This is a genomic window from Roseateles sp. PN1, assembly GCF_038419725.1.
GTDB lineage: Bacteria > Pseudomonadota > Gammaproteobacteria > Burkholderiales > Burkholderiaceae_C > Paucibacter_A.
The window spans coordinates 14,091-37,449 of record NZ_JBCARA010000006.1 but is presented as its reverse complement, the minus strand read 5'-3'; the positions used below and the strand labels follow the sequence as shown (position 1 = coordinate 37,449).

Annotated in this window: 18 protein-coding genes and 1 pseudogene; 5 read left to right on the top strand and 14 right to left on the bottom strand. The window is 65.6% G+C overall.

Annotated features, from left to right (window positions below; all coding sequences use genetic code 11):
- From AABB87_RS11075 to AABB87_RS11025, 11 genes and pseudogenes are all read right to left on the bottom strand, one after another.
- Nucleotides 1-1,023, bottom strand: a pseudogene (locus AABB87_RS11075) (alkaline phosphatase PhoX); the annotation flags it as partial.
- A 458-nt stretch (nucleotides 1,024-1,481) separates the two neighbouring features.
- On the bottom strand, nucleotides 1,482-2,390 hold the full coding sequence (locus AABB87_RS11070) for a hydroxymethylglutaryl-CoA lyase (RefSeq protein WP_341971298.1): 909 nt from the start codon (nucleotides 2,388-2,390) through the stop codon (nucleotides 1,482-1,484).
- Between the two features lies 1 nt (nucleotide 2,391).
- Nucleotides 2,392-4,389, bottom strand: a complete 1,998-nt coding sequence (locus tag AABB87_RS11065; protein WP_341971297.1) for an acetyl/propionyl/methylcrotonyl-CoA carboxylase subunit alpha — start codon at nucleotides 4,387-4,389, stop codon at nucleotides 2,392-2,394.
- A gap of 52 nt (nucleotides 4,390-4,441) precedes the next feature.
- Nucleotides 4,442-6,178 carry a hypothetical protein gene (locus tag AABB87_RS11060; RefSeq protein ID WP_341971296.1) on the bottom strand — a complete coding sequence of 579 codons (1,737 nt, stop codon included), beginning with the start codon at nucleotides 6,176-6,178 and terminating at the stop codon, nucleotides 4,442-4,444.
- A 17-nt stretch (nucleotides 6,179-6,195) separates the two neighbouring features.
- The gene (gene bioB / locus AABB87_RS11055) at nucleotides 6,196-7,257 is read right to left on the bottom strand and encodes a biotin synthase BioB (protein WP_082680074.1); all 1,062 of its coding nucleotides are present in this window, start codon (nucleotides 7,255-7,257) and stop codon (nucleotides 6,196-6,198) included.
- Between the two features lie 45 nt (nucleotides 7,258-7,302).
- Nucleotides 7,303-8,028, bottom strand: a complete 726-nt coding sequence (bioD, locus tag AABB87_RS11050; RefSeq protein WP_341971295.1) for a dethiobiotin synthase — start codon at nucleotides 8,026-8,028, stop codon at nucleotides 7,303-7,305.
- Nucleotides 8,025-9,254, bottom strand: coding sequence for an 8-amino-7-oxononanoate synthase (locus AABB87_RS11045; protein WP_341971294.1), 1,230 nt, complete (start codon nucleotides 9,252-9,254; stop codon nucleotides 8,025-8,027). Before AABB87_RS11045 ends, bioD begins: the two co-directional genes overlap by 4 nt.
- On the bottom strand, nucleotides 9,244-10,665 hold the full coding sequence (locus AABB87_RS11040) for an aminotransferase class III-fold pyridoxal phosphate-dependent enzyme (RefSeq protein ID WP_341971293.1): 1,422 nt from the start codon (nucleotides 10,663-10,665) through the stop codon (nucleotides 9,244-9,246). The genes AABB87_RS11045 and AABB87_RS11040 overlap by 11 nt, the downstream gene beginning before the upstream one ends.
- Nucleotides 10,666-10,845: 180 nt before the next feature.
- Nucleotides 10,846-11,652: an enoyl-CoA hydratase/isomerase family protein gene (locus AABB87_RS11035; RefSeq protein ID WP_341971292.1), complete on the bottom strand. Its 807-nt coding sequence runs from the start codon at nucleotides 11,650-11,652 to the stop codon at nucleotides 10,846-10,848.
- Nucleotides 11,653-11,663: 11 nt separating this feature from the next.
- Entirely contained in the window at nucleotides 11,664-12,962 is a 1,299-nt protein-coding gene (locus AABB87_RS11030; RefSeq protein WP_341971291.1) for an alpha/beta hydrolase family protein, read from the bottom strand.
- Between the two features lie 93 nt (nucleotides 12,963-13,055).
- Nucleotides 13,056-14,669 carry a carboxyl transferase domain-containing protein gene (locus AABB87_RS11025; RefSeq protein WP_341971290.1) on the bottom strand — a complete coding sequence of 538 codons (1,614 nt, stop codon included), beginning with the start codon at nucleotides 14,667-14,669 and terminating at the stop codon, nucleotides 13,056-13,058.
- Nucleotides 14,670-14,855: 186 nt separating this feature from the next.
- Between AABB87_RS11025 and AABB87_RS11020 the strand changes: the two genes are divergently transcribed.
- The 3 genes from AABB87_RS11020 (at nucleotide 14,856) to AABB87_RS11010 (ending at nucleotide 18,370) form a co-directional block, all read left to right on the top strand.
- Nucleotides 14,856-15,584, top strand: a complete 729-nt coding sequence (locus AABB87_RS11020) for a TetR/AcrR family transcriptional regulator (protein WP_341971289.1) — start codon at nucleotides 14,856-14,858, stop codon at nucleotides 15,582-15,584.
- 139 nt (nucleotides 15,585-15,723) lie between these two features.
- Nucleotides 15,724-16,200 carry a (2Fe-2S)-binding protein gene (locus tag AABB87_RS11015; RefSeq protein WP_341971288.1) on the top strand — a complete coding sequence of 159 codons (477 nt, stop codon included), beginning with the start codon at nucleotides 15,724-15,726 and terminating at the stop codon, nucleotides 16,198-16,200.
- Between the two features lies 1 nt (nucleotide 16,201).
- The gene (locus AABB87_RS11010; protein ID WP_341971287.1) at nucleotides 16,202-18,370 is read left to right on the top strand and encodes a xanthine dehydrogenase family protein molybdopterin-binding subunit; all 2,169 of its coding nucleotides are present in this window, start codon (nucleotides 16,202-16,204) and stop codon (nucleotides 18,368-18,370) included.
- 31 nt (nucleotides 18,371-18,401) lie between these two features.
- Here the strand turns inward: AABB87_RS11010 and AABB87_RS11005 are convergent, their stop codons facing one another.
- Nucleotides 18,402-18,602 carry a heavy-metal-associated domain-containing protein gene (locus AABB87_RS11005; RefSeq protein WP_058720901.1) on the bottom strand — a complete coding sequence of 67 codons (201 nt, stop codon included), beginning with the start codon at nucleotides 18,600-18,602 and terminating at the stop codon, nucleotides 18,402-18,404.
- A gap of 143 nt (nucleotides 18,603-18,745) precedes the next feature.
- Here AABB87_RS11005 and AABB87_RS11000 point away from each other — a divergent pair, with 143 nt between their 5' ends.
- Nucleotides 18,746-21,169, top strand: a complete 2,424-nt coding sequence (locus AABB87_RS11000) for a heavy metal translocating P-type ATPase (RefSeq protein ID WP_341971286.1) — start codon at nucleotides 18,746-18,748, stop codon at nucleotides 21,167-21,169.
- 8 nt (nucleotides 21,170-21,177) lie between these two features.
- Nucleotides 21,178-21,585 carry a Cu(I)-responsive transcriptional regulator gene (gene cueR / locus AABB87_RS10995; protein WP_341971285.1) on the top strand — a complete coding sequence of 136 codons (408 nt, stop codon included), beginning with the start codon at nucleotides 21,178-21,180 and terminating at the stop codon, nucleotides 21,583-21,585.
- Between the two features lie 71 nt (nucleotides 21,586-21,656).
- Here cueR and AABB87_RS10990 read toward each other — a convergent pair whose 3' ends face one another.
- Nucleotides 21,657-22,700, bottom strand: a complete 1,044-nt coding sequence (locus AABB87_RS10990; RefSeq protein WP_341971284.1) for an SGNH/GDSL hydrolase family protein — start codon at nucleotides 22,698-22,700, stop codon at nucleotides 21,657-21,659.
- Between the two features lie 197 nt (nucleotides 22,701-22,897).
- Nucleotides 22,898-23,263 (bottom strand): ArsR/SmtB family transcription factor, encoded by a 366-nt coding sequence (locus AABB87_RS10985; RefSeq protein WP_341971283.1) that lies wholly within the window; start codon nucleotides 23,261-23,263, stop codon nucleotides 22,898-22,900.
- Nucleotides 23,264-23,359 lie beyond the last annotated feature (96 nt).

Below are 23,359 nucleotides of genomic sequence, written 5' to 3'. Positions count from 1 at the left end.
CACGTTCACATAAGCCACATTGGGGTTCAGCGTGTCAAAGTACAGGCCGGTGGGCTCGGCACCCACGGTGCTCAGGCTCGCCCACTTGCCAACCGATTCGGCCACGCCGTCACCGTCGCTGTCCTTGGCGAACCAGATGTCGGCCTTGCCGCCGTCCTGGTCTTCGATCACATAGATATTGCCGTCGGCGTCGATGGCCAGGTTGTCCGGGTTGCTCCAAGTGGCACCCACCTTCTGGCCGGTGGCCATGTCGATGCTGCTGTTGTCAGCGAAGAGCTTGACCTCGGTGCTGTCCAGGTTCAGCGAGTAGACGCGGCCACGGCCATTGCTGCTGTTGGCATCATTGTCGGAGTCGGTGGTCGTGAAGTAGACGATCTGCTTGCCATCGGCCAGGGTGCGGATCTCCAGATCTTCGGGGCGGTTGTAGCCGGTGCCGCGCACGCTGGCGTGATCGGCGGTGACGCGGCCGTCAATCGTGCCGTCGGCCAAAACGGTGGAGACACCCGCCAAGGCGCCGCCGCTGGCGTTGGTGATCGCCACCCAGGAGGCTGCGCCGGTGATGGCCGAGCCCGTGTTGCCCTCGAACTGGCCGCCTGCACCCACTCTCAGCGCGAAGGTCTGGCCGGCTGCAAAGTAGTCATTGCCATTGTTCGCATTGGGATTGGCCGACACGTATTTGTAGATGGCGCCGCCATTGAGTTCATCGACAAAGTACAGGCTGTTGTTCTTGTCGAACGCCAGGCCTTCGTGCGAGACGCGCGGCAGGATGCTGCGCTGGATGAAGTTGCCGCCATTGGCTGTGGCCGTGGTGGCGTTGGTCAGTTCGAACAGGCGACCACGGGTGCTGTTAGAGCCCCAGGACTCTTCGGCCGTGACATAGCTGCCCCAAGGGGTCCAACGCGAGGCATCACCGGACACAAAATTTTGCGTGCCGGGCGCCACCACGGTCACGGTACGGGTGGCGTAGTCCTTGTTCCACAGGTCCACGCGCTGCACGCCGCCGGTGCCGGTCTCGAAGGGCATGAACAAGTAACGGCCACGATCAGCGCCGGTCTCATTGGCGGTGATCATGTCCCAGGAGCCGGAGTTGCTGCCGGGCACCAGGCTGTTCTGTGTCGCGCGGTCAGCCAAGATGGTCTGGCTGAACTTGGGCGAAGACAGCTGGAAGGGCGCGGTCTCGGGCAAGGCGCCGGCGGCCACATTGCCGACCATGGGCGTGAAGTTGGAGAAATGGCTCAGGCCGGCCGAAGCGGCCTGGCTCAGGGCGAGAAGACCGAGGCCGGCGATGGCGGCGGCAATACGAGAGGGGGCGAATGTCATGAAGGCAACTCCGAATAGCGGGCTTGAAGAACTGGCGACTGCTGTCTTGGTGCAAGACCTGCAGCGGCGAGTGTCCTCAAATGCCGTGACCTCGGAGTGACCCGCTTGTTACCGGGCATGAGCCAGTTGGCCCATGCCTGGCGGCACGCTTCAACGCAGCTTCAGCCGGCGCGCTTGGCCAGCAGCGCCCGCGCCACGCGCGACACCGGTTGTCGGCCCAGCACGCCGGAGATGAAGGCGCCGGCGTCGACCAGCTTGTCGAGGTCGATGCCGGTCTCAATGCCCAGGCCGTTCAGCATGAAGACCACATCCTCGCTGGCCACATTGCCGGTGGCGCCCTTGGCATACGGGCAGCCGCCCAGTCCGGCCACGCTGGTGTCGAAATGGTGCACGCCCAGCTCCAGGCAAGCGTAGATATTGGCCAGCGCTTGGCCGTAGGTGTCGTGGAAATGGCCGCTGACCTCGACCAGCGGATAGTGCTTGAGTGCGCGCTCCATCGCGGCCTGCACCTTGCGCGGTGTGCCCACGCCGATGGTGTCCGCCACGCCCAGATGATCAACGCCGATGGCCTTCATCAGCAGCACCACACGCTCCACCTGATCGGCGCTGATATCGCCCTCGTAAGGGCAACCCACGGCGCAGGACAAGGCGCCGCGCACCTTGATGCCGGCGGCATGCGCGGCCTCGACCACCGGCGCGAAGCGCTCAATGCTTTCGGCAATGCTGCAGTTGATGTTCTTCTGGCTGAAGGCTTCGGAGGCGGCGGCGAACACCACCACTTCGTCGGGCCGGGTCAGCAGGGCCGACTCCAGTCCCTTCATATTCGGCGTTAGCACCGAATAGCGAACGCCGGGCTGGCGCTCGATGGCGGCCATCACGGCCGCGTTGTCGGCCATTTGCGGCACCCATTTGGGCGACACAAAGCTGGTGACCTCGATTTCCTTCAGGCCGGCGCCTTGCAGCATGGCCACCAGCTGCGCCTTGTGCGCGGTGGAAACCGGCTCTTTCTCGTTTTGCAGGCCGTCGCGCGGGCCGACATCGACGAGGGTGACGTGATTGGGCAAATTCATCTCAGGCCTCCATGCGCAGCAACTCGGCACCATCGCCGATCTGGTCGCCCACGGCAAACAGCAACTCGGCCACCACGCCGTCCTTGGGCGCATTGATGGTGTGCTCCATCTTCATGGCTTCCATCACGGCCAGGGGCTGGCCCTTGCTTACCTTATCACCCACCGCGGCCAGGAAGCTGACCAGCTTGCCCGGCATCGGCGCCGTCAGGCGGCCGGCCTCGGCCGCGCCGTCACCGGCATGGGCCAGGGCATCAATTTCGGTGATGTAGGCACTGCCTTGCGGAGCGAACACGGCCACGGTTTCGCCGTCGGCATAGCTGTTCACCAGCACACGCTGTTGCGCCAGGCCAGAGCCCAAGAGCAGCTCATGGCGCTCCAGGCTGCTGGAGTTGACAGCAAAAGCCAGGGCCTCGCCGCCATTGATGCTCAGCTGCATGCCGCCCTGGTGGTGGCGAGACAGCAGCACCGCGTGGCGCTGACCAGCGATCTCCAGATCGAAGCGGCGCGCCGAGGCGCCGAACAAGCGCCAGCCGTCGCGACGGCTCCAAGGGTCGGCATCTTGTTGCTGCGCCTCGACGGCCAGGGTGTGGGCAACCACGGCGGCCGAGCTGATCTGCAGTGGCAGGCCCGGCTGTTCAAACAGAGCCGCGCGTTCGCGCTCGATCAGGGCTGTGTCCAGATCGGCGCTGGCAAACGAGGCCGTGGCGGCGCAGCGGCGCAGAAAGGCCACATTGGTCTGCAGGCCGACGATGTGGGTGTCGCGCAGGGCAGCGTCCAAGCGGGCCAGGGCCTGGGCACGGTCCTCACCCCAGACGATCAACTTGGCGACCATGGAATCGTAGAAGGGGCTGATGGCATCGCCCTCGCCCACTCCGGCATCGATCCGCACCGGGCCGCGCTCAAAAGCCACATGCTCGGGCCAGCGCGCCACGTTCAGCGCGCCAGTGGCCGGAAGGAAACCTGCTTCAGGGTTCTCGGCGCAAATGCGCGCTTCGATGGCATGGCCATGCATGGTCAGCTGCTCCTGCTTCAGCGGCAAGGGCTCGCCCGAGGCCACGCGCAGCTGCCATTCGACCAAATCCTGGCCGGTGATCGCTTCCGTGACCGGATGCTCGACCTGCAGGCGCGTGTTCATCTCCATGAAATAGAAGCGCCCGTCTTGCTCGCAGATGAACTCCACCGTGCCGGCGCCGCTGTAGCCCACGGCCTTGGCCGCCGCGACGGCCGCGCCACCCATCTGGGCGCGGCGCTCTGCGGTCATGCCAGGAGCGGGCGCTTCTTCCAGCACCTTCTGATGGCGGCGCTGGACCGAGCAATCACGCTCAAAGAGGTAGACACAGTCGCCGAAGTTATCGCCAAACACCTGGATCTCAATATGGCGAGGGCGTTGCACATAACGCTCGATCAGCACCGCATCGTCACCAAAGCTGTTGATGGCCTCGCGCTTGCAGGAGGCCAGCGCGGCATCGAACTCGTCGGCGTTGTGCACGGCCCGCATGCCCTTGCCCCCACCGCCAGCGCTGGCCTTGATCAAGACAGGGAAACCGATGCGCACGGCCTCGGCTTCGAGCAGGGCCGGGTCTTGGTCGGCGCCGTGGTAGCCGGGCACTAGGGGTACACCGGCCGCTTCCATCAAGCGCTTGGACTCAGCCTTCAAGCCCATGGCCTGGATGGCGCTGGCCGGCGGGCCGATGAAGACCAGGCCATGCGCGGCGCAGGCCTGCGCGAACTCCTCGTTCTCGCTCAGAAAGCCATAGCCTGGATGGACGGCTTCGGCGCCGGTGGCCTTGGCGGCATCGATGATGCGTTGCCATTGCAGGTAGGAATCGCGCGGCGCCGGGCCGCCGATCAGCACCGCTTCGTCGCAAGCCTGCACATGGCGGGCCTGGGCATCGGCCTCGGAATAGACGGCCACGGTCTTCACGCCGATGCGGCGCGCAGTGGCCGCCACGCGGCAAGCGATTTCGCCGCGGTTGGCGATCAGGATCTTCTTAAACATGGCTTGGTCTCCTCTTGGCCCGGAAATGCGTCCGGCTTGTATTGCATGGGGCTCACAGCCCCAGTCGACGCAAAGCGTCTGCCCGCAGGCGAATCATTTGATTCATAGGCGGCGTCGGCAAGCTCGATGGGCAAGCCAGCTCGGTGTCCGGGCCCGCTGCATAGCGAACTGCGATCGGTTGCCCGCCCTGACATGTCTTTGCCACAGCCGCATATGCCGCCACAGGGTCGGCCAGCACCGGCTGCCCTGCCAAGGACTCAACCTCGCCAGTGACACGAAGGCTGCGGCACTGCACAGCTGGGTCCAACCTGAAGGCCTGGGGCAAGGTCCAGAAACCGACAGAGCCGCCGCAATCGCTGCCCATCAAGGCGGACATCAGCGCGGCGGCCGACTGCCTGCGCATGCCCAAGGGCAGCTGCTCGCTGCGCTGCACCGGCTCGGGATCGGCAAGGCCCAGCGCTTGAAGGCGCGCCAAGAGTCCGCTGGCAAAAGGCTGCTGCGGGTCCTGCAAGAGCTGCGCCATCGCAGCCGCGGCGGAACCGGCATCGGCCCAGGCCACAAAGGCGGCCACGTCCAGCGGGCGGTCCTTGCTGTGCAGCGGCCCCATCTGAGCCAAGGCCGACGGCTTGTCGTCGCGGGCCGTGCGCTGGGCCTGGCCGAGCAGCATCAGACTCATGCCGCAGGCATAGGCGTCGTCACCTTGGCGTCCCGGCTTCATCGCGGCAGCCACTTGCGCACCGCGAGCGGCCACACAGTTGTTCAGGTTCGACTCGATATCGGCACGCAGCTCCGCTGCATCCAACAGCGACTGCTCGCGCAAGAGCAGGCGAGCCATCCATTCGGCATGGCCCTCGTGCAGCCAAGGGCGCTGCTGATCGGTGCCGAACAGTCCGCTGTTCCACCAATGCACCACCTCATGCGTGACGAAACCTTCCAAGGCGGTTCCGGGCATGGTCTCCAGCGTCCGTGGCAGGCGCAGGCGCATCATGCGACCTGCCGTGGTGTCGCCGTGAAACCCAGGCAGGTCCGATACCGCGGTGACCACCGCGCCCGGCCCGGGCAAGGCCGCACCATAGAGTTGGGTCAGGCGGGCCAAGGTGTAGTCGAGCACTTTTCGTATGCGTGCAACTCGTGCGTTATCCAGGACCGGGTCGACCAGGACATTGACACCGGGCAAGGCGAGCAGTCCCGTGGAACTTCCCATGTACACATACTGGGCCACGCCGAGAGCACGGACTTCATCGCGAGAGGCGCCGGCCAGGACGCGATCCACTTGCTCCGCGCTCGCGCTTTGCTCGACGGGCGCGCGCTCCACACGGCCCTGATGGATGACGATGCCGCCTTGCGGCGGCAGCCAGCGCCAACGCAAGCCATGGCCCTTGAGTAGGACCGCTGCATGGCCGCTGTAAGCGAGCACGCCGCTGGAGTCGCTGAGCGGCTGGGCCGCTTCGTAGGTCGCATCCAGCGCCAAAACGCGCGCCTTCAGGCGCAGCACGGCGCTGCGGCAGTCGGGCTCTTGGCGCAGCCGGATGCCGGTCGCCGTCAGCTCTGTGCATGAGCCTTGCGGCTTCATCATCTCGCCGCGCCAGCGCTTGTGAGCGTCCCGGTCGGCATCGAAAAAACTCAGCTCATGCACACCCTCGGGAGGCGTGTAACGGATTTCCAGCTCACCGCCCGGAAGCAGCTGCTGACTGATCAAGAGCTCTCCGGCCTTCGCCTGGGCGCCCAAGGCCAAGGCTCCGACTGCGGCGCACAGCATGCGCCGCCAGGTCGATGCGCACAAATTCATGGCCATGCTCCGCGCCATCAGTGGCCGTGCGAACAGCCAGCCGGCGCCTCTTGCGGCGCCAGATTGGCCTCGCTGGCGCAGCGCATGCCCAAACGATTCAACAGCGCCCGATCCTTCTCAGCCTGCGGATTCGAGGTGGTGAGCAGCTTGTCGCCATAGAACATCGAATTGGCGCCTGCCAGGAAGCACAGGGCTTGCATGCTCTCGGGCATCTCTTCACGGCCGGCGGACAGGCGCACCATGGCGCGCGGCATGGTGATGCGAGCGACCGCGATGGAGCGGATGAATTCGAAGGGGTCCAGCGCCTCCGTGCCCTTATCGGCCAGCGGCGTGCCTTCGACCTGCACCAAGTTGTTGATCGGCACCGACTCCGGGTAGGGATTCAGATTGGCCAGCTGCACGATCAGGCCGGCGCGCTGGCGGCGGGTTTCGCCCATGCCGACGATGCCGCCGGAGCAAACCTTCAGGCCCACATTGCGCACGCGGTCCAGGGTGTCCAGGCGGTCTTGGTAGGTGCGGGTGGTGATGATCTGGCCGTAGAACTCGGGCGAGGTGTCGAGGTTGTGGTTGTAGTAATCCAGGCCGGCTTCGGCCAATTGCTCGGCCTGGCCGTCACCCAGCATGCCGGCGGTCAGGCAGGTTTCAAGGCCCATGGCCTTGACCTCCTTGACCATCTCGCCAATGGCTTCCAGATGGCGTTCCTTGGGCGAGCGCCAGGCGGCACCCATGCAGAAACGCGTGGCGCCATTGGCTTTTGCCGCGCGGGCCGCTTCCAGCACTTCTTGCAGCGGGATCAGCTTTTCGGCCTTGAGGCCGGTGTCGAAGTGGGCCGACTGCGGGCAGTAGGCGCAATCCTCTTCGCAGCCACCGGTCTTGATGGACAAGAGCGTGGACAGCTGCACCGCATTGGCATCGAAGTTCTCGCGGTGCACTTGCTGCGCCTTGAACATCAGGTCGTTGAAGGGCAGGTCGAACAGGGCGGTGACTTCATTCACCGTCCAGGGCTTGTCATTGCGGCGGTCGTCGTCCCGGGTGGGGGTCAGCGATTGGATTTGATTGGTGGTTTGCGAGTGGCTCATAGCGATTCCAGGGCAGGCAAGAAAAACGGTTCGGATCAGTTCGGGTCAGACCAAGCACTGCGGCAGCAGCGCTTGAAGATTCAAATGTTCGGCCACGGCGTCGGCCGTGGGAAGCTTCAAACGGGGTATATGGCCCCAGCAAGGCGCGGCCAAGGCCGCATCCAGCGCGGCCAGATTGTCGGTGACATGGGGCATGGCCGGATCCACGGTGTTGGCCACCCAGCCGACCAGCGTCAGGCCACGGGCGCGAATGGCTTCGGCCGTCAGCAAAGCATGGTTGATGCAGCCCAGGCGCAGGCCCACCACCAAGACCACCGGCAGCGCCAGCTCGGCCGCCAGATCGGCGGTGTCAAAGCCCGCGCTCAAGGGCACGCGGAAGCCGCCCACCCCCTCCACCAGGGCGAAGTCGCCCAGGGCGGCGCTGGCGCGAATGGCGGCCAGCACGGCGTGGCGCTCGATGCTGCGGCCTTCCATCGCCGCGGCGATATGCGGTGCGCAGGCGGCGCGGTACTGCAGCGGGCCGACTTGCTCCGGGCTCATGCCGATGTTTTGCGCGGCATGCAGCTGCTGCACGTCTTCGTTGACCCAGCGGCCGTCCACCAGATCCTGGCCGGCAGCCAAGGGCTTGATGGGCGCCACGCGCAGGCCAGTCTGGCTCAGCGCATGAGTCAGCCCGGCGGTGATGCAGGTCTTGCCAATTTCGGTGTCAGTGCCGGTGATGAACAGGCCTTTGAAGCTGGCCGCCTGAGAGGCTGTTGTGTTGGCACTCATGCAGCCACCTTGTCCATATCGGCGGCGGCTGCGCTCAGCGCTGCCAAGAGCTCATCCACATCCGCTTCGCTGTGCGTCGCGCACAGGGTGATGCGCAGCCGTGCCTCACCCTTGGGCACGGTGGGTGGGCGAATGCCCGGCACGCGCAGCCCTTGCGCTTCCAGGCGCGCGGCCAGGGCCATCACCTCGGCATTGCCGCCGATGATCAGAGGCTGAACAGGGGTGTCCGAGGGCGGCAAGCGCCAGCCCAGGGCCGGGTGGCGCTGCAGAATCGCATCCACACCGCGGCGCAGCTGGGCCTGGCGCAAACGCAGATTAGCGCGCCGCGCGCGGCCCAGCTCGCCGTCGATCAAGGCAAAGCTGGTCAGCAGCGCATGCTCCACGGCCGGCGGCGAGGCGGTGGAGAAGATGTAGTTGCGCGCCGCTTGCAGCAGGTATTGGGTGATGGTGGCATGGGCCACCACAAAAGCGCCCGCCAGGCCGGCGGCCTTGCCCAGGGTGCCGACCAGAATCAGGCGTTCGCTGCTGAGATTGAAATGCTCCAGCGAGCCGCGCCCCTGCTCACCCAGCACGCCAAAGCCGTGGGCGTCGTCCACGATCAGCCAGGCGTCGAACTCTTCGGCCAAGGCCAGCAGCGCGGGCAGCGGCGCCAGGTCGCCGTCCATGCTGAACACCGCGTCGGTGATGATGAGTTTGACCTTGGCCGTGCTGGCCGCCAGCAGCGCGCGCAGGCCGGCCACATCGGCGTGGCCATAGCGCTTCACCTCGGCCCGCGCCAGGCGGGTGCCGTCGATCAAGGAGGCGTGGTTCCAGGCTTCCGAAAAGATCTCGGCGCCTTCGTCGCCCAGCGCCGTCACCACGGCCAAGTTCGCCATATAGCCGGTGCAAAAGCCCAGGGCCGTGGCCTGCGGGATATGCGGCTTGAACCAGGCCCCCAGGGTCTGCGCCACTTGCTCGTGGGCGCGGCTGTGGCCGCTGATCAGGGGCGAGGCGCCGGAGCCGCCACCGTAAATCTGCGCGCCTTCAATCAGCGCGGCCTGGATGGCGGGCTCGGCGGCCAGACCCAGATAGTCGTTCGAGCAGAACATCAGCAGCTCGCGCGTGCGGCCGTCGGCGCCACGCACTTGTTGGCGCGAGGCGGTGGCACTTTCGGCCTGACGCAGAAAACGGGTGAGGCTTTGAGCCTCGATGGCGCGCAGCTTGGCGCTTAAATGATCAAGCAACATGGGGTTGGTCCGCAGAGTCGGACGAGGGCGATTGGGACAGTACTTCGTCCAGGGTCAGCGTGACTGCGCGGGCCAGGAAGGCGGCCGTGTCGGCGTCAATCACATAAGGAGGCATCAGGTAGACGGTGTTGCCGATCGGGCGGATCAGCAACTCATGGGCGCGCGCTGCCAAATGGAAGCGCTCGGCGAAACGCAGGCCAGGCTCTTGCACATCAAAGGCCAGGATCGTCCCCAGCTGACGCAGATGCTTGACGTTTGAATGGCCAGCCAGCGGCGCAAAGGCCTCGCGGAGCAGCGCGGCTTGCTGGGCGTTGGCCTGCAGCTGGCCAGCATCAAAACGGTCCAGCACCGCATTGGCGGCGGCGCAGGCCAGGGCATTGCCGGTGTAGGAATGCGAGTGCAAAAAGCCGCGTGCGACGTCTTCGCTCCAGAAGGCCTGATACACCGCTTCGGTCGTCAGCACCAGCGACAGCGGCATGGTGCCGCCGGTGATGCCTTTGGACAGGGTGATGAAGTCCGGCCACAGCTCATTGGAAGGGTCGGCCTCAGCGCCCAGGTGGGCAGGCACGGTCGCCGATGACCGGGCGTGCGCATGCTCCCAGGCGAAGAACGTGCCCGTGCGGCCGCAGCCCATGGCGATTTCATCGACGATCAGATGCACCTCGAACTCGGTACACAAGGCCCGCAAGCCGCGCAAGTATTCAGCCGAGTACATCACCATGCCGGCGGCACCCTGCACCAGGGGCTCGATGATGACGGCGGCGATCTGGCTGCCGCGCTCGCTCAGCAGCGCCCGCATCGCGGCCAGCGCCTGCGCTTCATTGCCCAGCCGGGCGTCGGGTGACTCAACGATGTGGGCCCGCATCAGAAGCGGGTCATAGGCATCGCGAAACACCTTCACGTCGGTGACGGCCAAGGCGCCGATGGTCTCACCGTGATAACCGTTCTTCAGGCAGACGAACTCGCGCTTCTCGGCCCGGCCCCGGTTGCGCCAGCTGTGAAAGCTCTGCTTGAGCGCAATCTCCACCGCGCTGGCGCCATCACTGCCGAAGAAGACATGGCCCAGCGCGCCGCCGGTGCGCACGCTCAGGCGCTCGGCCAGGCGCACCGCCGGCGCATGCGTGCAGCCGGCCAGCATCACATGCGGCAAGGTGTCGAGTTGCTGCTTGATGGCCGCATTGATGCCCGCATCGGCATGGCCGAAGAGGTTGACCCACCAGCTGCTGTTGGCGTCGAAAAAGCGCCGGCCGTCCATATCGAAGAGCCAGCCGCCCTCGCCGCGCGCGATGGGCAGTGGCGGCGTGACTTGGGCGCGCGCCATCTGCGTGCAGGGGTGCCACACCGCCGCCAGGCTGCGTTGCTGCCATTGCTGGCTGAGGGCGGACAAATCGCTGGGAGAGGGACTGCTCATGGACGGGGAAGGCGGGCGGGCAAGAAAAAGGGGAAAAAGAAGGAATGAGGCGTGGGCAAGGCAAAAAGAGCATCAGGGGCGAGGCGGCCAAAGTGCCGACCGAAGCCAGCAACTCGCCGCCGCTGCGTTGCCCGATTGGCGCCGCGCAGCGGGCGACAATGGTGCCAGCTATTGCTCCCCTCAGCTCATGAGCCAGGCCGGTGGGCGCTTGGCCAAAAAGCTCTGCACGCCCTCGCGGCCTTCTTCGCTGGCGCGGATGTCGGCGATGCGGCGGGCGGTGTCCTCACGCAGCTCGGGCGTGATGGCGCGGTGCGCAACATCCTGCACCAGCTTTTTGCAGGCGCGAACGGCCGCCGGGCCGTTGGCCACGATGGCGGCAGCCAGGGCATCAACCTGGGCGTCCAGCGTCTCGGCGCTGGCCAGCTCATGCACCAGGCCATGGGCCAGGGCACGCTCGGCGCTGAAGCGCTCGGCGGTGACGAAGTAGCGGCGCGAAGCTTGTTCGCCCAAGGCCCGCACCACATAAGGCGCAATGGTGGCGGGCAGCAGGCCCAGCTTGGCTTCCGAGAGGCAGAAGTTGGCGGACTCCGCCGCAACCACCACATCGCAGGCCGACAGCAGGCCCACACCGCCCGCGAAGGCATCGCCCTGCACCCGCGCGATCACCGGCACCGGGCAGCTGTAAATGGCCCAGAGCATTTCCGCCAGGCGCTTGGCATCGCTGTAGTTCTCCTCCCAGCCGTAGTGGGCCATGGACTTCATCCAGTTGAGGTCGGCGCCGGCGCAAAAAGCCTTGCCGGCAGCCGCCAGCACGATGACACGCACGGCCGGGTCGGCGCCCAGCTGGCCAAAAGCACGGCCCAGCTCCTCGATCACTTGCTCATTGAAGGCATTGCGCAACTCGGGGCGATTCAGCGTGAGCCTGGCCACGCCGCCCTGGGTTTGCAGGGTCAGCATCTGGTAGTCGTTCGTGCTTATTGTTGTCATCGTCGTCGTCATCACTGATTGTCCTTCCAGACTACGTCCTCATTGACCGCATAGAAATCGCAGGGTTTGCCACTGCGGCGCTGGCAAAAGCTCAAGGCCCGCGACATCGCGTCATCCCCCGAGGCATAGCCCCACTGGCCGGACTTGTTCAACACATAAGCGCGCGGCGGCTTAGACGCCAGAAAGCGCCGGTAGCCATCCAATGCCGCCGCGCTGCGCACAGGCAGGGCCGACTCATCATCGAGCGCCGCAAAGCGGCTGGCCGCCGGCGGCTGCAGCAGGCCCGGCTGCGCGAAGCCCAGCGGGGCCAAAAAGGCATCGACCATGGGCTGCCAGACATCGTTGGCAGCAGAAAACAACTTGTGGCCATCGTCGCCGATGGCGGGCAGCAAGCGGTAATCCGCCACACCGCCGGCCTGTCGATACATCTGCGCCCAGTTACCGGAGTGGCGCGGGGAGAAGTAATGGTCGTTCTCGGTATAGACCCACAGCGTGGGTGTGGCGGCGCGTGGCGGTGAGGTCTGGCGCAAAGGGGGCGGCGTCGTTGCGTCGGCCGAAGCATCAGCGCCGTCGCCATCCGCACTGCCGCTGCCTGCATTCAATGCGCCCATGCGGGCGTAGAGCCGATCCAGCTGGGCCGACTGACAGGGCTCACCACGATGGTTCACCGGGCTGCCCCCGTGACCACCGGCGAAATTGATCGCGGCTACCAGGCCAGGCGGGCGCAGCGCCGCCGCCGCCAGGGTGGAGATGCCGCCCACCGACTGCCCCACCAGCACCAGCCGGTTCGGGTCGACAAAGGCTTCGGCCGCCAGGTATTTGGCGACCTTGATGATTTGCTGGGCCGCCGCCGTCACGGCCGGCGCATAGCGCGGGCTGTTGCAGGCGATGCTGTCTTCCGGGTCGCCGCGCGAGGCCAACTCGCCATAACCCAGGCGCAGCGGCACCGCCACCACAAAGCCCTTGCGCAGGAAAAAGCGCGCGGCCGACTCAAAGCGCTGGCGCGGATAGCTGGCGCGTGTTTCGGTATTGCGGCCGTGGCTGATGATGACCAAGGGATGGGGGCCGGCGCCCTCGGGGCGAAACAGCGTCACCGGCAACTCGCCGCTGACCTCACGGCCAAAAGCATCGAGCACCGCAACCGGCACGCGCAGCACAGCTTCACGCACATCCTGCTGCAGAGGGCTATCCGCCTGGGCCCAGAGCGAGCCGTGAGCAGCGCAGGCCATCAAGCCGGCCAGCAAACCACGCCTGAGCTGGCGCACAGTGGCGCGACCAGAGCGCCGAGAAGCGGCGTGGCGCGTCTTCATGACTGCGGCCGGCAGCAAGCCGTGCTGAATCGTTTCGATGCATTGCAACGCGCCATGTGCACCTCCAAACCTAGGAGCCGCCATTTTTTCACATCACATCCGGAACACGCCGAACTTGGTCTCGGCGATGGGGGCATTGAGCGCCGCCGCCAGGCCGAGTGCCAGCACACGGCGGGTGTCGGCCGGATCGATCACGCCGTCATCCCACAAGCGTGCCGAGGCGTAGTACGGGTGACCTTGGTCTTCGTATTGCTGGCGGATCGGCGCCTTGAAGGCTTCTTCTTCGGCCGCGCTCCAGCTGCCACCCTTGGCCTCCAGGCCATCGCGCTTGACCGTGGCCAGCACCGAGGCGGCCTGCTCGCCGCCCATCACCGAGATGCGCGCATTCGGCCACATCCACAAGAAGCGCGGCGAGTAAGCGCGGCCGCACATGCCGTAATTGCCGGCGCCGAATGAGCCGCCAATGATGATGGTGAACTTGGGCACCTGGGCGCAGGCCACGGCCGTGACCATCTTGGCCCCCGCGCGGGCGATGCCTTCGTTTTCGTACTTGCGGCCGACCATGAAGCCGGTGATGTTCTGCAAGAACACCAACGGAATCTTGCGCTGGCAGCACAACTCGACGAAGTGCGCGCCCTTGTTGGCGCTCTCGGCAAACAAGATGCCGTTGTTGGCGACGATGCCCACCGGCATGCCCTCGATATGAGCGAAGCCGCAGACCAGGGTGGCACCGTAGCGCGCCTTGAACTCGTCGAAATCGGAGCCGTCGACCACCCGCGCAATCACCTCGCGCACATCGAAGGGCTTGCGGGTGTCGGTCGGGATCACGCCGTGCAGCTCGGCCGCATCAAACAGCGGCGCGCGTGGCGGCTGCAAGAGCAGATCGCCCTGCCCCAGCTTGCGCCAGTTCAGCGCGGCAATCGACTGGCGCGCAATCGCCAGCGCGTGGGTGTCGTTATTGGCCAGATGGTCGGCCACGCCGGAGAGGCGGGTGTGCACATCGCCACCGCCCAGGTCCTCGGCCGTCACCACCTCGCCGGTGGCCGCCTTCACCAGCGGCGGGCCGCCCAGGAAGATGGTGCCCTGGTTCTTGACGATGATGGTCTCATCACTCATGGCCGGCACATAGGCGCCGCCAGCCGTGCAAGAGCCCATCACCACGGCGATTTGCGGCACGCCCTGGGCCGACAGATTGGCCTGGTTGTAGAAGATGCGGCCGAAATGGTCGCGGTCCGGGAAGACCTCGTCTTGATTGGGCAGATTGGCGCCGCCCGAGTCCACCAGGTAGACGCAGGGCAAGCGGTTCTGCTGCGCGATCTCTTGCGCGCGCAGATGCTTTTTTACCGTGATGGGGTAGTAGGTGCCGCCCTTCACGGTGGCATCGTTGCAGACGATCATGCAATCCACCCCGGAGACGCGGCCGATGCCGGCAATGATGCCGCCGCCGGGTGCGGCGTTGTCATACATATTCAGGCCGGCCAGAGGCGCCAACTCCAGAAACGGCGTGCCGGGATCCAAAAGCATTTCCACCCGGTCGCGCGGCAAGAGCTTGCCACGGCCGGTGTGCTTGGCGCGAGCCGCCTCGCCGCCACCCTGGGCGATTTGCGCCAAGCGGGCATTCAAGTCATCCAGCAGGCCGCGCATGGCGTCGGCATTGGCCTTGAAGTCGGCAGAGCGGGCATTGAGCTTGGTCGAGAGTGCGGCCATGGGGTCTCCGGCGGAAGGTGGCGTCACGCAATCGATCGGTCCTTCAATCGATTTGAGTGAGGCTCAAGTTTTTTCGGCAAATACAAACTCCTTTTGGGAGCTTGCAAAGCGGTGAGGATATTGAATCAGCGGGATTTGCACAAGACGGACTTGAGCTTTACTCAATTATTACGCAGAATCCAGCCTGTGACAGCACTTAGCCCCACCGCCTCCTCCGCCACAGCTCGCCCATCGGCCCGGCCACCCGCACGCCGAGCCCCCGCCAGCGCCAAGGCCGAGCAGCGCGTGCGCGACATTCTGCGCGTCGGCCGCGAGGTGTTTGCGGAACGCGGCTTCGAGCAGGCCACCACCATCGAGATCGCGCAACGCCTGGGCATCTCCGAGGCCACCGTGTTCACCTACTTCCACGGCAAGCGCGAGCTGTGCATGCGGGTGATTCAAGACTGGTATGCCGAGATCATCGGCGCCATTGAAACCGGCTTGCCGCGCAGCGCCAGCGTGCGCGAGCAGCTGGAGTTCATGGTCCACACCCATCTGCGCCTCTTTTTGCAGCAAGGCACTGGCCTGTGCGCCCTGGTTTTGTCCGAGGGCCGCAGCCAGGGCCATGCGCTGGGCGAAGCCTTCATCGAACTGCAACGCCGCTACACCGCGCCGCTGATGGCCTTGCTGGCCCAGGGCCAGGCCAGCGCCGAACTGCGCCAAGACGTGCCGCTGCGACTGATGCGCAATCTGGTGCTGGGCCCGATGGAGCAAATGCTCTGGGAAGTGGTGCTGACCGGCCGGCAAATCGACATCGAACAAAGCGCCAAGGACCTGGTGGCCCTGCTGTGGCCAGCCTTGCAAGCGCCGGAGCAGGAGCTGCAAGCCTTGCGCCGCTTGCGCAGCGATCTGGAAGCGACGCTGAAGCGGGGCTGAGCCGGACCTGGCAATGGGCGATTGGCGGCCTGCGCCTGTGCTGCAAGCCCTAATTTCGCACGCAAGCAAACTCAGCCGGAAAGCGTTACGCTGTCGCCCACCCTGACATCGACCCTTCCCCGCTGGAGCCCTGCCCATCATGATCAAAATGACCGTCAACGGCCGCGCCGTCGCGCTGGATGTCGACCCGAGCGAGCCTCTGCTGTGGGCTTTGCGTGAAGACCTGCAACTCACCGGCACCAAATTCGGTTGCGGCATGGCCTTGTGTGGCGCCTGCACCGTGCACCTGGACGGGCAGCCGGTGCGCGCCTGCTCAACCCCCTTGTCGGTGGCCGCAGGCAAGAAAGTCACCACCATTGAAGGCGTGGGCGCCAGCAGAGTTGGCAAGGCCACGCAAGCGGCGTGGGTCAAGCTCGATGTGCCGCAGTGCGGCTACTGCCAGAGCGGCCAGATCATGAGTGCCTGCGCCCTGCTGGCCAGCAAGAAGAAGCCGAACGACGCCGATATTGACGCCGCCATGAGCGGCAATCTGTGCCGCTGCGGCACCTACAACCAGATCCGCGCCGCCATCCATGTGGCCGCCGATTCGCTCAACGGCAAGAAAGTAGGGGCTTGAGATGGCTGATACCGCATTCACAAGCACGCGCCGCGGCTTTCTGAAATCAGGCGGCAGTGCCGCTCTGGTGATCGGCTTCGCTCTGCCCTTGAGCAATAAGGTGCAGGCCGCTGCCGCCGCTGCGGCTAGCCAGCAAAGCAATACCTTCGCACCCAATGCCTGGCTGCGCATCACGCCGGACAACCGCATCACCGTGGTCTGCGGCTCGGCCGAAATGGGCCAGGGCGTGCTGACTTCCATCCCCATGCTGGTGGCCGAAGAGCTGGATGCCGACTGGAAGCTGGTGGGCGTGGAGCAAGCGCCCGCCCACGCGGCCTACAACAACCCCATGTTCGGCATGCAAGCCACCGGCGGCAGCACCACCATCCGTGCCCACTGGACACCGGTGCGCCAGGCCGGCGCGGCGGCACGCGAGATGCTGGTGGCAGCAGCCGCTGAGTTGTGGAAGGTGGACGCCAGCCATCTGCGCACCGAGCGCAGCTTCGTCATCAACACGCTCAACAAGAAGAAGCTAGCCTACGGCGCACTGGTCGAAGCCGCCGCCAAGCAAGCGGTGCCCACCACGCCCACGCTCAAGAGCAGCGCCGATTTCAAAATCCTCGGCAAACCCACCGCCCGGCTGGACACCCCGGCCAAGGTCAACGGTCAGGCCAAGTTCGGCATTGATGCGCACATTGAAGGGATGCTCGTCGCCGTGATGGCGCGCGCCCCCTTCCCCGAGGCCAAGATCAAGAGCATGGATGAGGCCAAGGCCCGCGAGGTCAAGGGCGTGCGCAAGATCATCACCATCCCGCACGGCGTGGCGGTGTTGGCCGACGGCTACTGGTCCGCCAAGCAAGGCCGCGATGCGCTGGCCGTGCAATGGGATTTGGGCGACAAGGCCCAGCTCAATTCGGCAAAAGTCAGCGAACTGCTCAACGACGCCGCCAATAGTGCCGGCGCCATTGCGGCGGACAAGGGCAATGTCAAAGACGCCGCGGCCAATGCCAGCAGCCAGCACAGCGCCAGCTACGAAGTGCCCTATCTGGCGCACGCCTGCATGGAGCCGCTGAACTGCCTGGCCTGGGTCAAGGGCGACGAGGTGACGATCTGGGCCGGCACGCAAAGCCAAGGCCCCTCGCAAGGCATCTTGAGCCAGGTGGCGCAGGTCACGCCCGCCAAGGTCAAGGTCAACACCATGCTGCTGGGCGGTGGCTTCGGGCGCCGTTTCGCCCCCGACTTCACCATTGACGCCACCTTGCTGTCCAAGCTCAGCGGCAGCCCGGTCAAGCTGATCTACACCCGCGAGGACGATATGGCGGCGGCTTATTACCGCCCCGCTGCCCTGGTCAAGTTCGAAGCCGCGCTGGACGAGCAAGGCCGCCCCAGCATGTTGCGCGCCGATGTGGCCTCGCCGTCCATCATGGCCGGCTCGGGCTTCATGAAGCTGCCCGAAAGCGGCGTGGACAGCCAGGCCGTGGAAGGCCTGGCCGACCATCTCTACGACATCCCGCATCAGCGCATCGCCTATGGTCGCGCCGAGCCGGGGCCGCAGGTTTGGTTCTGGCGCTCGGTGGGGCATTCGCAGAACGCTTTCTTCATCGAAAGCTTTGTGGACGAGTTGGCCGCAGCCGCCAAGGCCGACCCGCTGCAATACCGCCTGCAATTGCTGGACAAGCACCCACGCGCCAAGGCCGTGCTGCAAGCGGCTGCAGCCAAGGCCGGCTGGGGTCAGCCCTTGCCGGCAGGCGTCAAGCGCGGCATTGCTTTGGCAGAGAGCTTCGGCAGCTTGGTGGCCGAAGTGGCTGAGGTCTCGGTGGCCGCCGACGGCACGCCCAAAGTGCACCGAGTGGTGGCGGCGGTGGATTGCGGCCAGACCGTCAACCCGCAAACCATCGCACGCCAGATCGAAGGCGCCATCGTCTACGGCCTAACGGCGGCCTTGTACGGTCAGATCACCTTGAAGGACGGGCGCGTGGAGCAAAGCAATTTCCACGACTATCCCGTCCTGCGCATGAACGAGATGCCCAAGGTGGAGGTGCACATCATCCCCAGCATGGCCGCACCCGGCGGCATCGGCGAGCCGGGCACACCGCCCATCGCGCCGGCCGTGACCAATGCGATCTTCGCCGCCACCGGCGTGCGGATTCGCAAGCTGCCGATTGAGACGGCGCTGCTGAAGAAGGCCTGAGCGATCCGCTCAAGCCCAATTCATCGGTAGCTCAAGGGGCCGGCGGATAGCCGGCCTCGCTCAACGCTGCCGCCACCGCCTCGCGCGGCAGTTCTGTTTTCACCTGCAGCTCACGCGTGTCGCGCTTGAAGTCCAGCGCGGCTTGCGCGTCTAACTCGGCCATGGCCGCGGTGATGCTGGCCACGCAATGGCCGCAGCTCATATCGGGCAGTTTGAAGTCATAGCTATTCATCTGGGTGTCCTCGTTGGAAGCATGGATGGATGGATGGATCAGTGCGGAAAGCTTAAACCCTGCCATCGTGGCAAGGTCAAGCTGGATGAAAAGTTTGCGCAGGCTGTTGACCTTGCCATGATGGCAAGCTTGATACTGCCGACATGAACACAAACACCTCTTCGAGCTGGGCCCTGCCCATCAGCGGCATGACTTGCGCCTCTTGCGTCAAGCGAGTGGAGAAAGCCATTGCCGCCGTGCCGGGCGTCAGCGCGGTCGAAGTCAATCTGGCGACCGAAATCGCCAGCGTGACAGGCGGCCTGAGTGATGGCGGCGCACTGAGCCTAGACACATTGCGCCAAGCCGTGGAGAAAGCCGGCTACCAGCTGACCGAGCGAAGCTGGCAGCTGCAAATCAAGGACATGACTTGCGCCTCCTGCGTGGGCCGGGTCGAGAAGGCCCTCCTGAAGGTGCCCGGCGTGCTGCAGGCCGAGGTCAATCTGGCCACCGAGACGGCCCAGCTGCGGGCGCTGAGCACCGTCGAGGCCGATCAGTTGCTGGCGGCGGTGCTGCGCGCCGGTTATGGCGCACAGTTGCAGCAAGACAGCGAGGTCAATGCCCAGCCGGATCGCCCCAGCTGGGCCCACAGCGGTGGCCCGGTCTTGCTGGCGGCTTTGTTGTCGGCGCCACTGGTCCTGCCCATGCTGGCCGAGCTGTTTGGCGGGCATTGGATGCTGAACGGCTATTGGCAGCTGGCCCTGGCCGCCCCGGTGCAGTTCTGGCTGGGCGCGCGCTTTTACAGGGCCGGCTGGGCCGCACTGCGCGCGGGCAGCGGCAATATGGATTTGTTGGTGGCCCTGGGCACCAGCGCGGCCTTCGGCCTGTCGATTTACGAACTGCTGGCCTATGGCGCACACAGCATGAATCTGTATTTCGAATCGGCGGCCGTGGTCATCACCCTGGTCTTGCTGGGCAAGTGGATGGAGGCCCGCGCCAAGCGCCAGACCACCGAAGCCATCCGCGCCCTGAAGAAGTTGCGCCCCGAAACCGCCCGCGTGCGGCGCGACGGGCAAGAGCAGGAACTGCCCCTGGCCGCCTTGCGCCTGGGCGACGAGGTCGTCGTGCGCCCAGGCGAGCGCATCCCGGTGGACGGCGAGGTGCTCAGCGGCGCCAGCCCGGTGGATGAGTCGCTGATCACGGGTGAGAGCCTGCCGGTGGACAAGCACGTGGGCGACCGCGTGGTGGGTGGCGCCATCAACGGCGAGGGCTTGCTGCTGCTACGCACCACGGCCTTAGGCGCCGAATCCACCCTCTCGCGCATCGTGCGCTTGGTCGAGTCGGCGCAAGCCAAGAAGGCGCCGATCCAGCGCATGGTCGATCAGGTCAGCGCGGTGTTCGTGCCGGTGGTCATAGGCATCGCCTTGCTGACGCTGCTGGGCTGGGGCTTTTACAGCGGCGACTGGGAGCACGCAATTCTGAATGCCGTGGCGGTGCTGGTGATCGCCTGCCCTTGTGCATTGGGCCTAGCCACGCCCACGGCCATCATGGTGGGCACCGGCGTGGCGGCGCGGCGCGGCATTCTGGTCAAGGATGCTGAGGCGCTGGAATTGGCCGCGCAAGTGGGCCTGGTGGCGTTTGACAAGACCGGCACCCTGACCCAAGGTCGCCCCCAACTGGCCGACCTGCAGGCCGTGGCCGGGCTGAGTGAGGCCCAAGCCCTGGGCCTGACCGCCGCCCTGCAAGCCGGCAGCGAACACCCACTGGCGCGGGCGGTGCAGGAACGTGCAGCCGCGCAAGGTCTGAGCGTTCTGCCTTGCAAGGATTTGCGCGCCGTGCCGGGCCGCGGCCTGAGCGGCGTGGTGGGGGCCCAAGCCTATGTGCTGGGCAGCAGCCGCTATATGCAAGAGTTAGGCGTGGACTTGGCGCCCATGCAAGCGGCCGCGGAGAAAGCGCAGGCCGCGGGCCACAGCATGTCATGGCTGGCCCAGGGCAGTGCCGAGGCTGGCAGCGCGCCGCGCCTGCTGGCGGCCTTGGCCTTCGGTGACCAAGTCAAAGCCAGCGCCGCTCCGGCCATTGCCGCCCTGCACGCCATGGGCGTGCGCGCCTTGATGCTCAGCGGCGATAACCGCGCCGCGGCACAGGCGGTGGGCACGCAGCTGGGCTTGGACGAGGTGCGCGCCGAGATCCTGCCCGAGGACAAGGCCCGCATCGTGGCGGAGCTCAAGCTCGCCAGCAGTGCCGGCCAGCAGCGTGTGGCCATGGTGGGCGACGGCATCAACGACGCCCCGGCCCTGGCCGCAGCCGATGTGGGATTCGCCATGGCCACCGGCACCGATGTGGCCATGGCCGCGGCCGGCATCACCCTGATGCGCGGGGATGTGGGCCTGGTGGCGGAGGCGATTGCCTTGTCGCGCCGCACCGTGGCCAAGATCCGCCAGAACCTGTTCTGGGCCTTTGCCTACAACGTGGTGGGCATTCCGCTGGCGGCACTGGGCTACTTGAACCCCATGCTGGCGGGCGCGGCGATGGCGCTGTCCAGCGTGTCGGTGGTCAGCAATGCCCTGTTGCTCAAGCGCTGGAAGCCATGAGGATGAGCATGATGAAGCAAGAAGAACTCTTCAATATCGGCGAGGCGGCGGCGCGCTCAGGCGTGTCCGCCAAGATGCTGAGGCACTACGAGTCCTTGGGGCTTTTGCCCAAGGTGGCGCGCACCGAGGCGGGCTACCGGCTTTACTCCGAGCGCGAAGTGCACACCCTGCGCTTCATCCGCCGCGCCCGCGACCTGGGCTTTGCCATGGCCGAGATCAGCGAGCTGCTCAAGCTCTGGCAGAACCGGCGGCGCGCCAGCAGCGATGTGAAACGCATCGCCCAAGTGCATATCGATGACCTGAATCGGCGGCTGCAAGAAATGAGCGCGATGAAGCAAGCGCTGGAGCAATTGGTGCATTGCTGCCAAGGCGACGAGCGACCGGACTGCCCCATTCTGGACGGGCTGGCGAGCTGAGCGCGGCGTAAGGCCTCAAGAAAAAAGGGCCGCTCGCGGCGGCCCTTGCGGCTGAGTGGAGAAAGCCCCCCTCAGGCCTTGCTGCCCACTTGGCGGCGGCGCGCCCAGGCCAGCACCGCCACACCCAGGCCGAACATGGCATAAGTGGCGGGCTCGGGCACAGCGGCCACAGCGTAAATGGCGTCAGCCATCAATTGATGACCCTTGGTGGTGGGGTGGATGGCGTCGTAGAACAAGCTGGTCGACAGGTCACAGTTCAATGCCACCTGACCGCAGGCATCGGTGACATTGCTCAAACCCAATGCGGCGCCATTCATCACCGTCTGAGTCATGAACGCGTACATATCGAAAGCTTGCACACCGGCTTCGCCAGCCAGGCGCGCATGCAGCTTGGCGTCCATCTCCTCGGCGGTCTTAGAACCCCAGAACTGCCCACTGAAGCCCAGGCTCAGCGCCATCGGCGTCAGGCCAAAGTTGGGGGTATTCACGACCAAGATGTGTTTGGCGCCACGCTCCTGCAAGGCATCAACCATATTGCCGATGTCCAGCGCGTAGTCGGCCGCCGTCTTGCCAACGATGGCAAATGCCTCAGCTTGCGACTGGGCGCCAGCCAACTGATCCAAGGCCACACGCACATTGTTGCCGCCGCCCGAGATGATGAAGAGCTCATTGCCCGACACCGTCTTGCTCGGGTCGCCCAGGAACATGCCGAGCTGCTTCGTCATGCTGAAGGGGAAGCCGCCGGGGCCATCAACGCCATCGGCACTGGTCTCGGCGCCGCCGAAAGCGTAGTTATTGCCGCCAAAGCTGGGGTAGCCGGGGGCGCCGAAAACACCGGAAGGCGTGAGTGGCAAGCCCATCTTGGCCGCGAAGTACTCCGTCCACACGGGGCCATTGCTGTAGCGGCCCGAGGCGTAGGGCAGCTTGGAGAAGTCGGTATTGCTCAGCGGCGCAGCACCGGGGCCGAAGCCGCCCAAGAGTGCTGCGTTATTGCCGGAATCGGACAGGCTGTCGCCGAAGACCACCAGGCCGGAATAGCTGCCCGCCTGGGCCAAGGCGGCCACGGCCAGCATCGCGCCACCGAGGGCGAATTTGATCGGGGAATACGGTGTCATTGCGGGTTCCTCGCTCCACTTGCTGTGTCTGTTGAAAGGACGGAGGGAAGCAAATGTCCGCTTGGCGGCGTTTGCTGCACTTGTCGCGCTTTTTGAAAGCCGGGTGCAGCATCGCCGACGAGGCGCGCGAGTGTCAATGTGATTCGGCCACGCCTTCTGGGGGTATGGCGCGCGCGACAGCACGCGCGAAATTCGCGTTAGCGCCCGGTTTTACCCTCTGGCCTGGGCACCGGCGGGAAGAATGCCGCACGCTCCTGCGCCACCTGATCCGAACGGCGGGCAATATTCCCACACACCAGGTCGCAGAGTTCGTAGACCGCAGGATCGGCAATTCGGAAGAAGGCACTGGTGCCGCGGCTTTCGCGCATCACCAAGCCGTGCTGCTGCAAGACCGCCAGATGGCGCGAGACATTGGCGGCACTGAACCCGCACAGCGTGGCCAAGTCACCGACCCGGCGCTCTTCCTGGCGCAACAAATTGAGAATTTGCAAGCGCGTCGGCTCTGCCAAGGCTTGAAAGTAGCCAGCGATCTGCTCCAGGGCGGCGGGGGGAAGATCTTGCATGACGGATGGGAGCGGGAGGCATAGAGTCGGGGCGTTCCCCAGTTTAGTTGAATGCTTGCGCACTTGCCTAGTTGCTTTATTGTTTATTTGCATGAT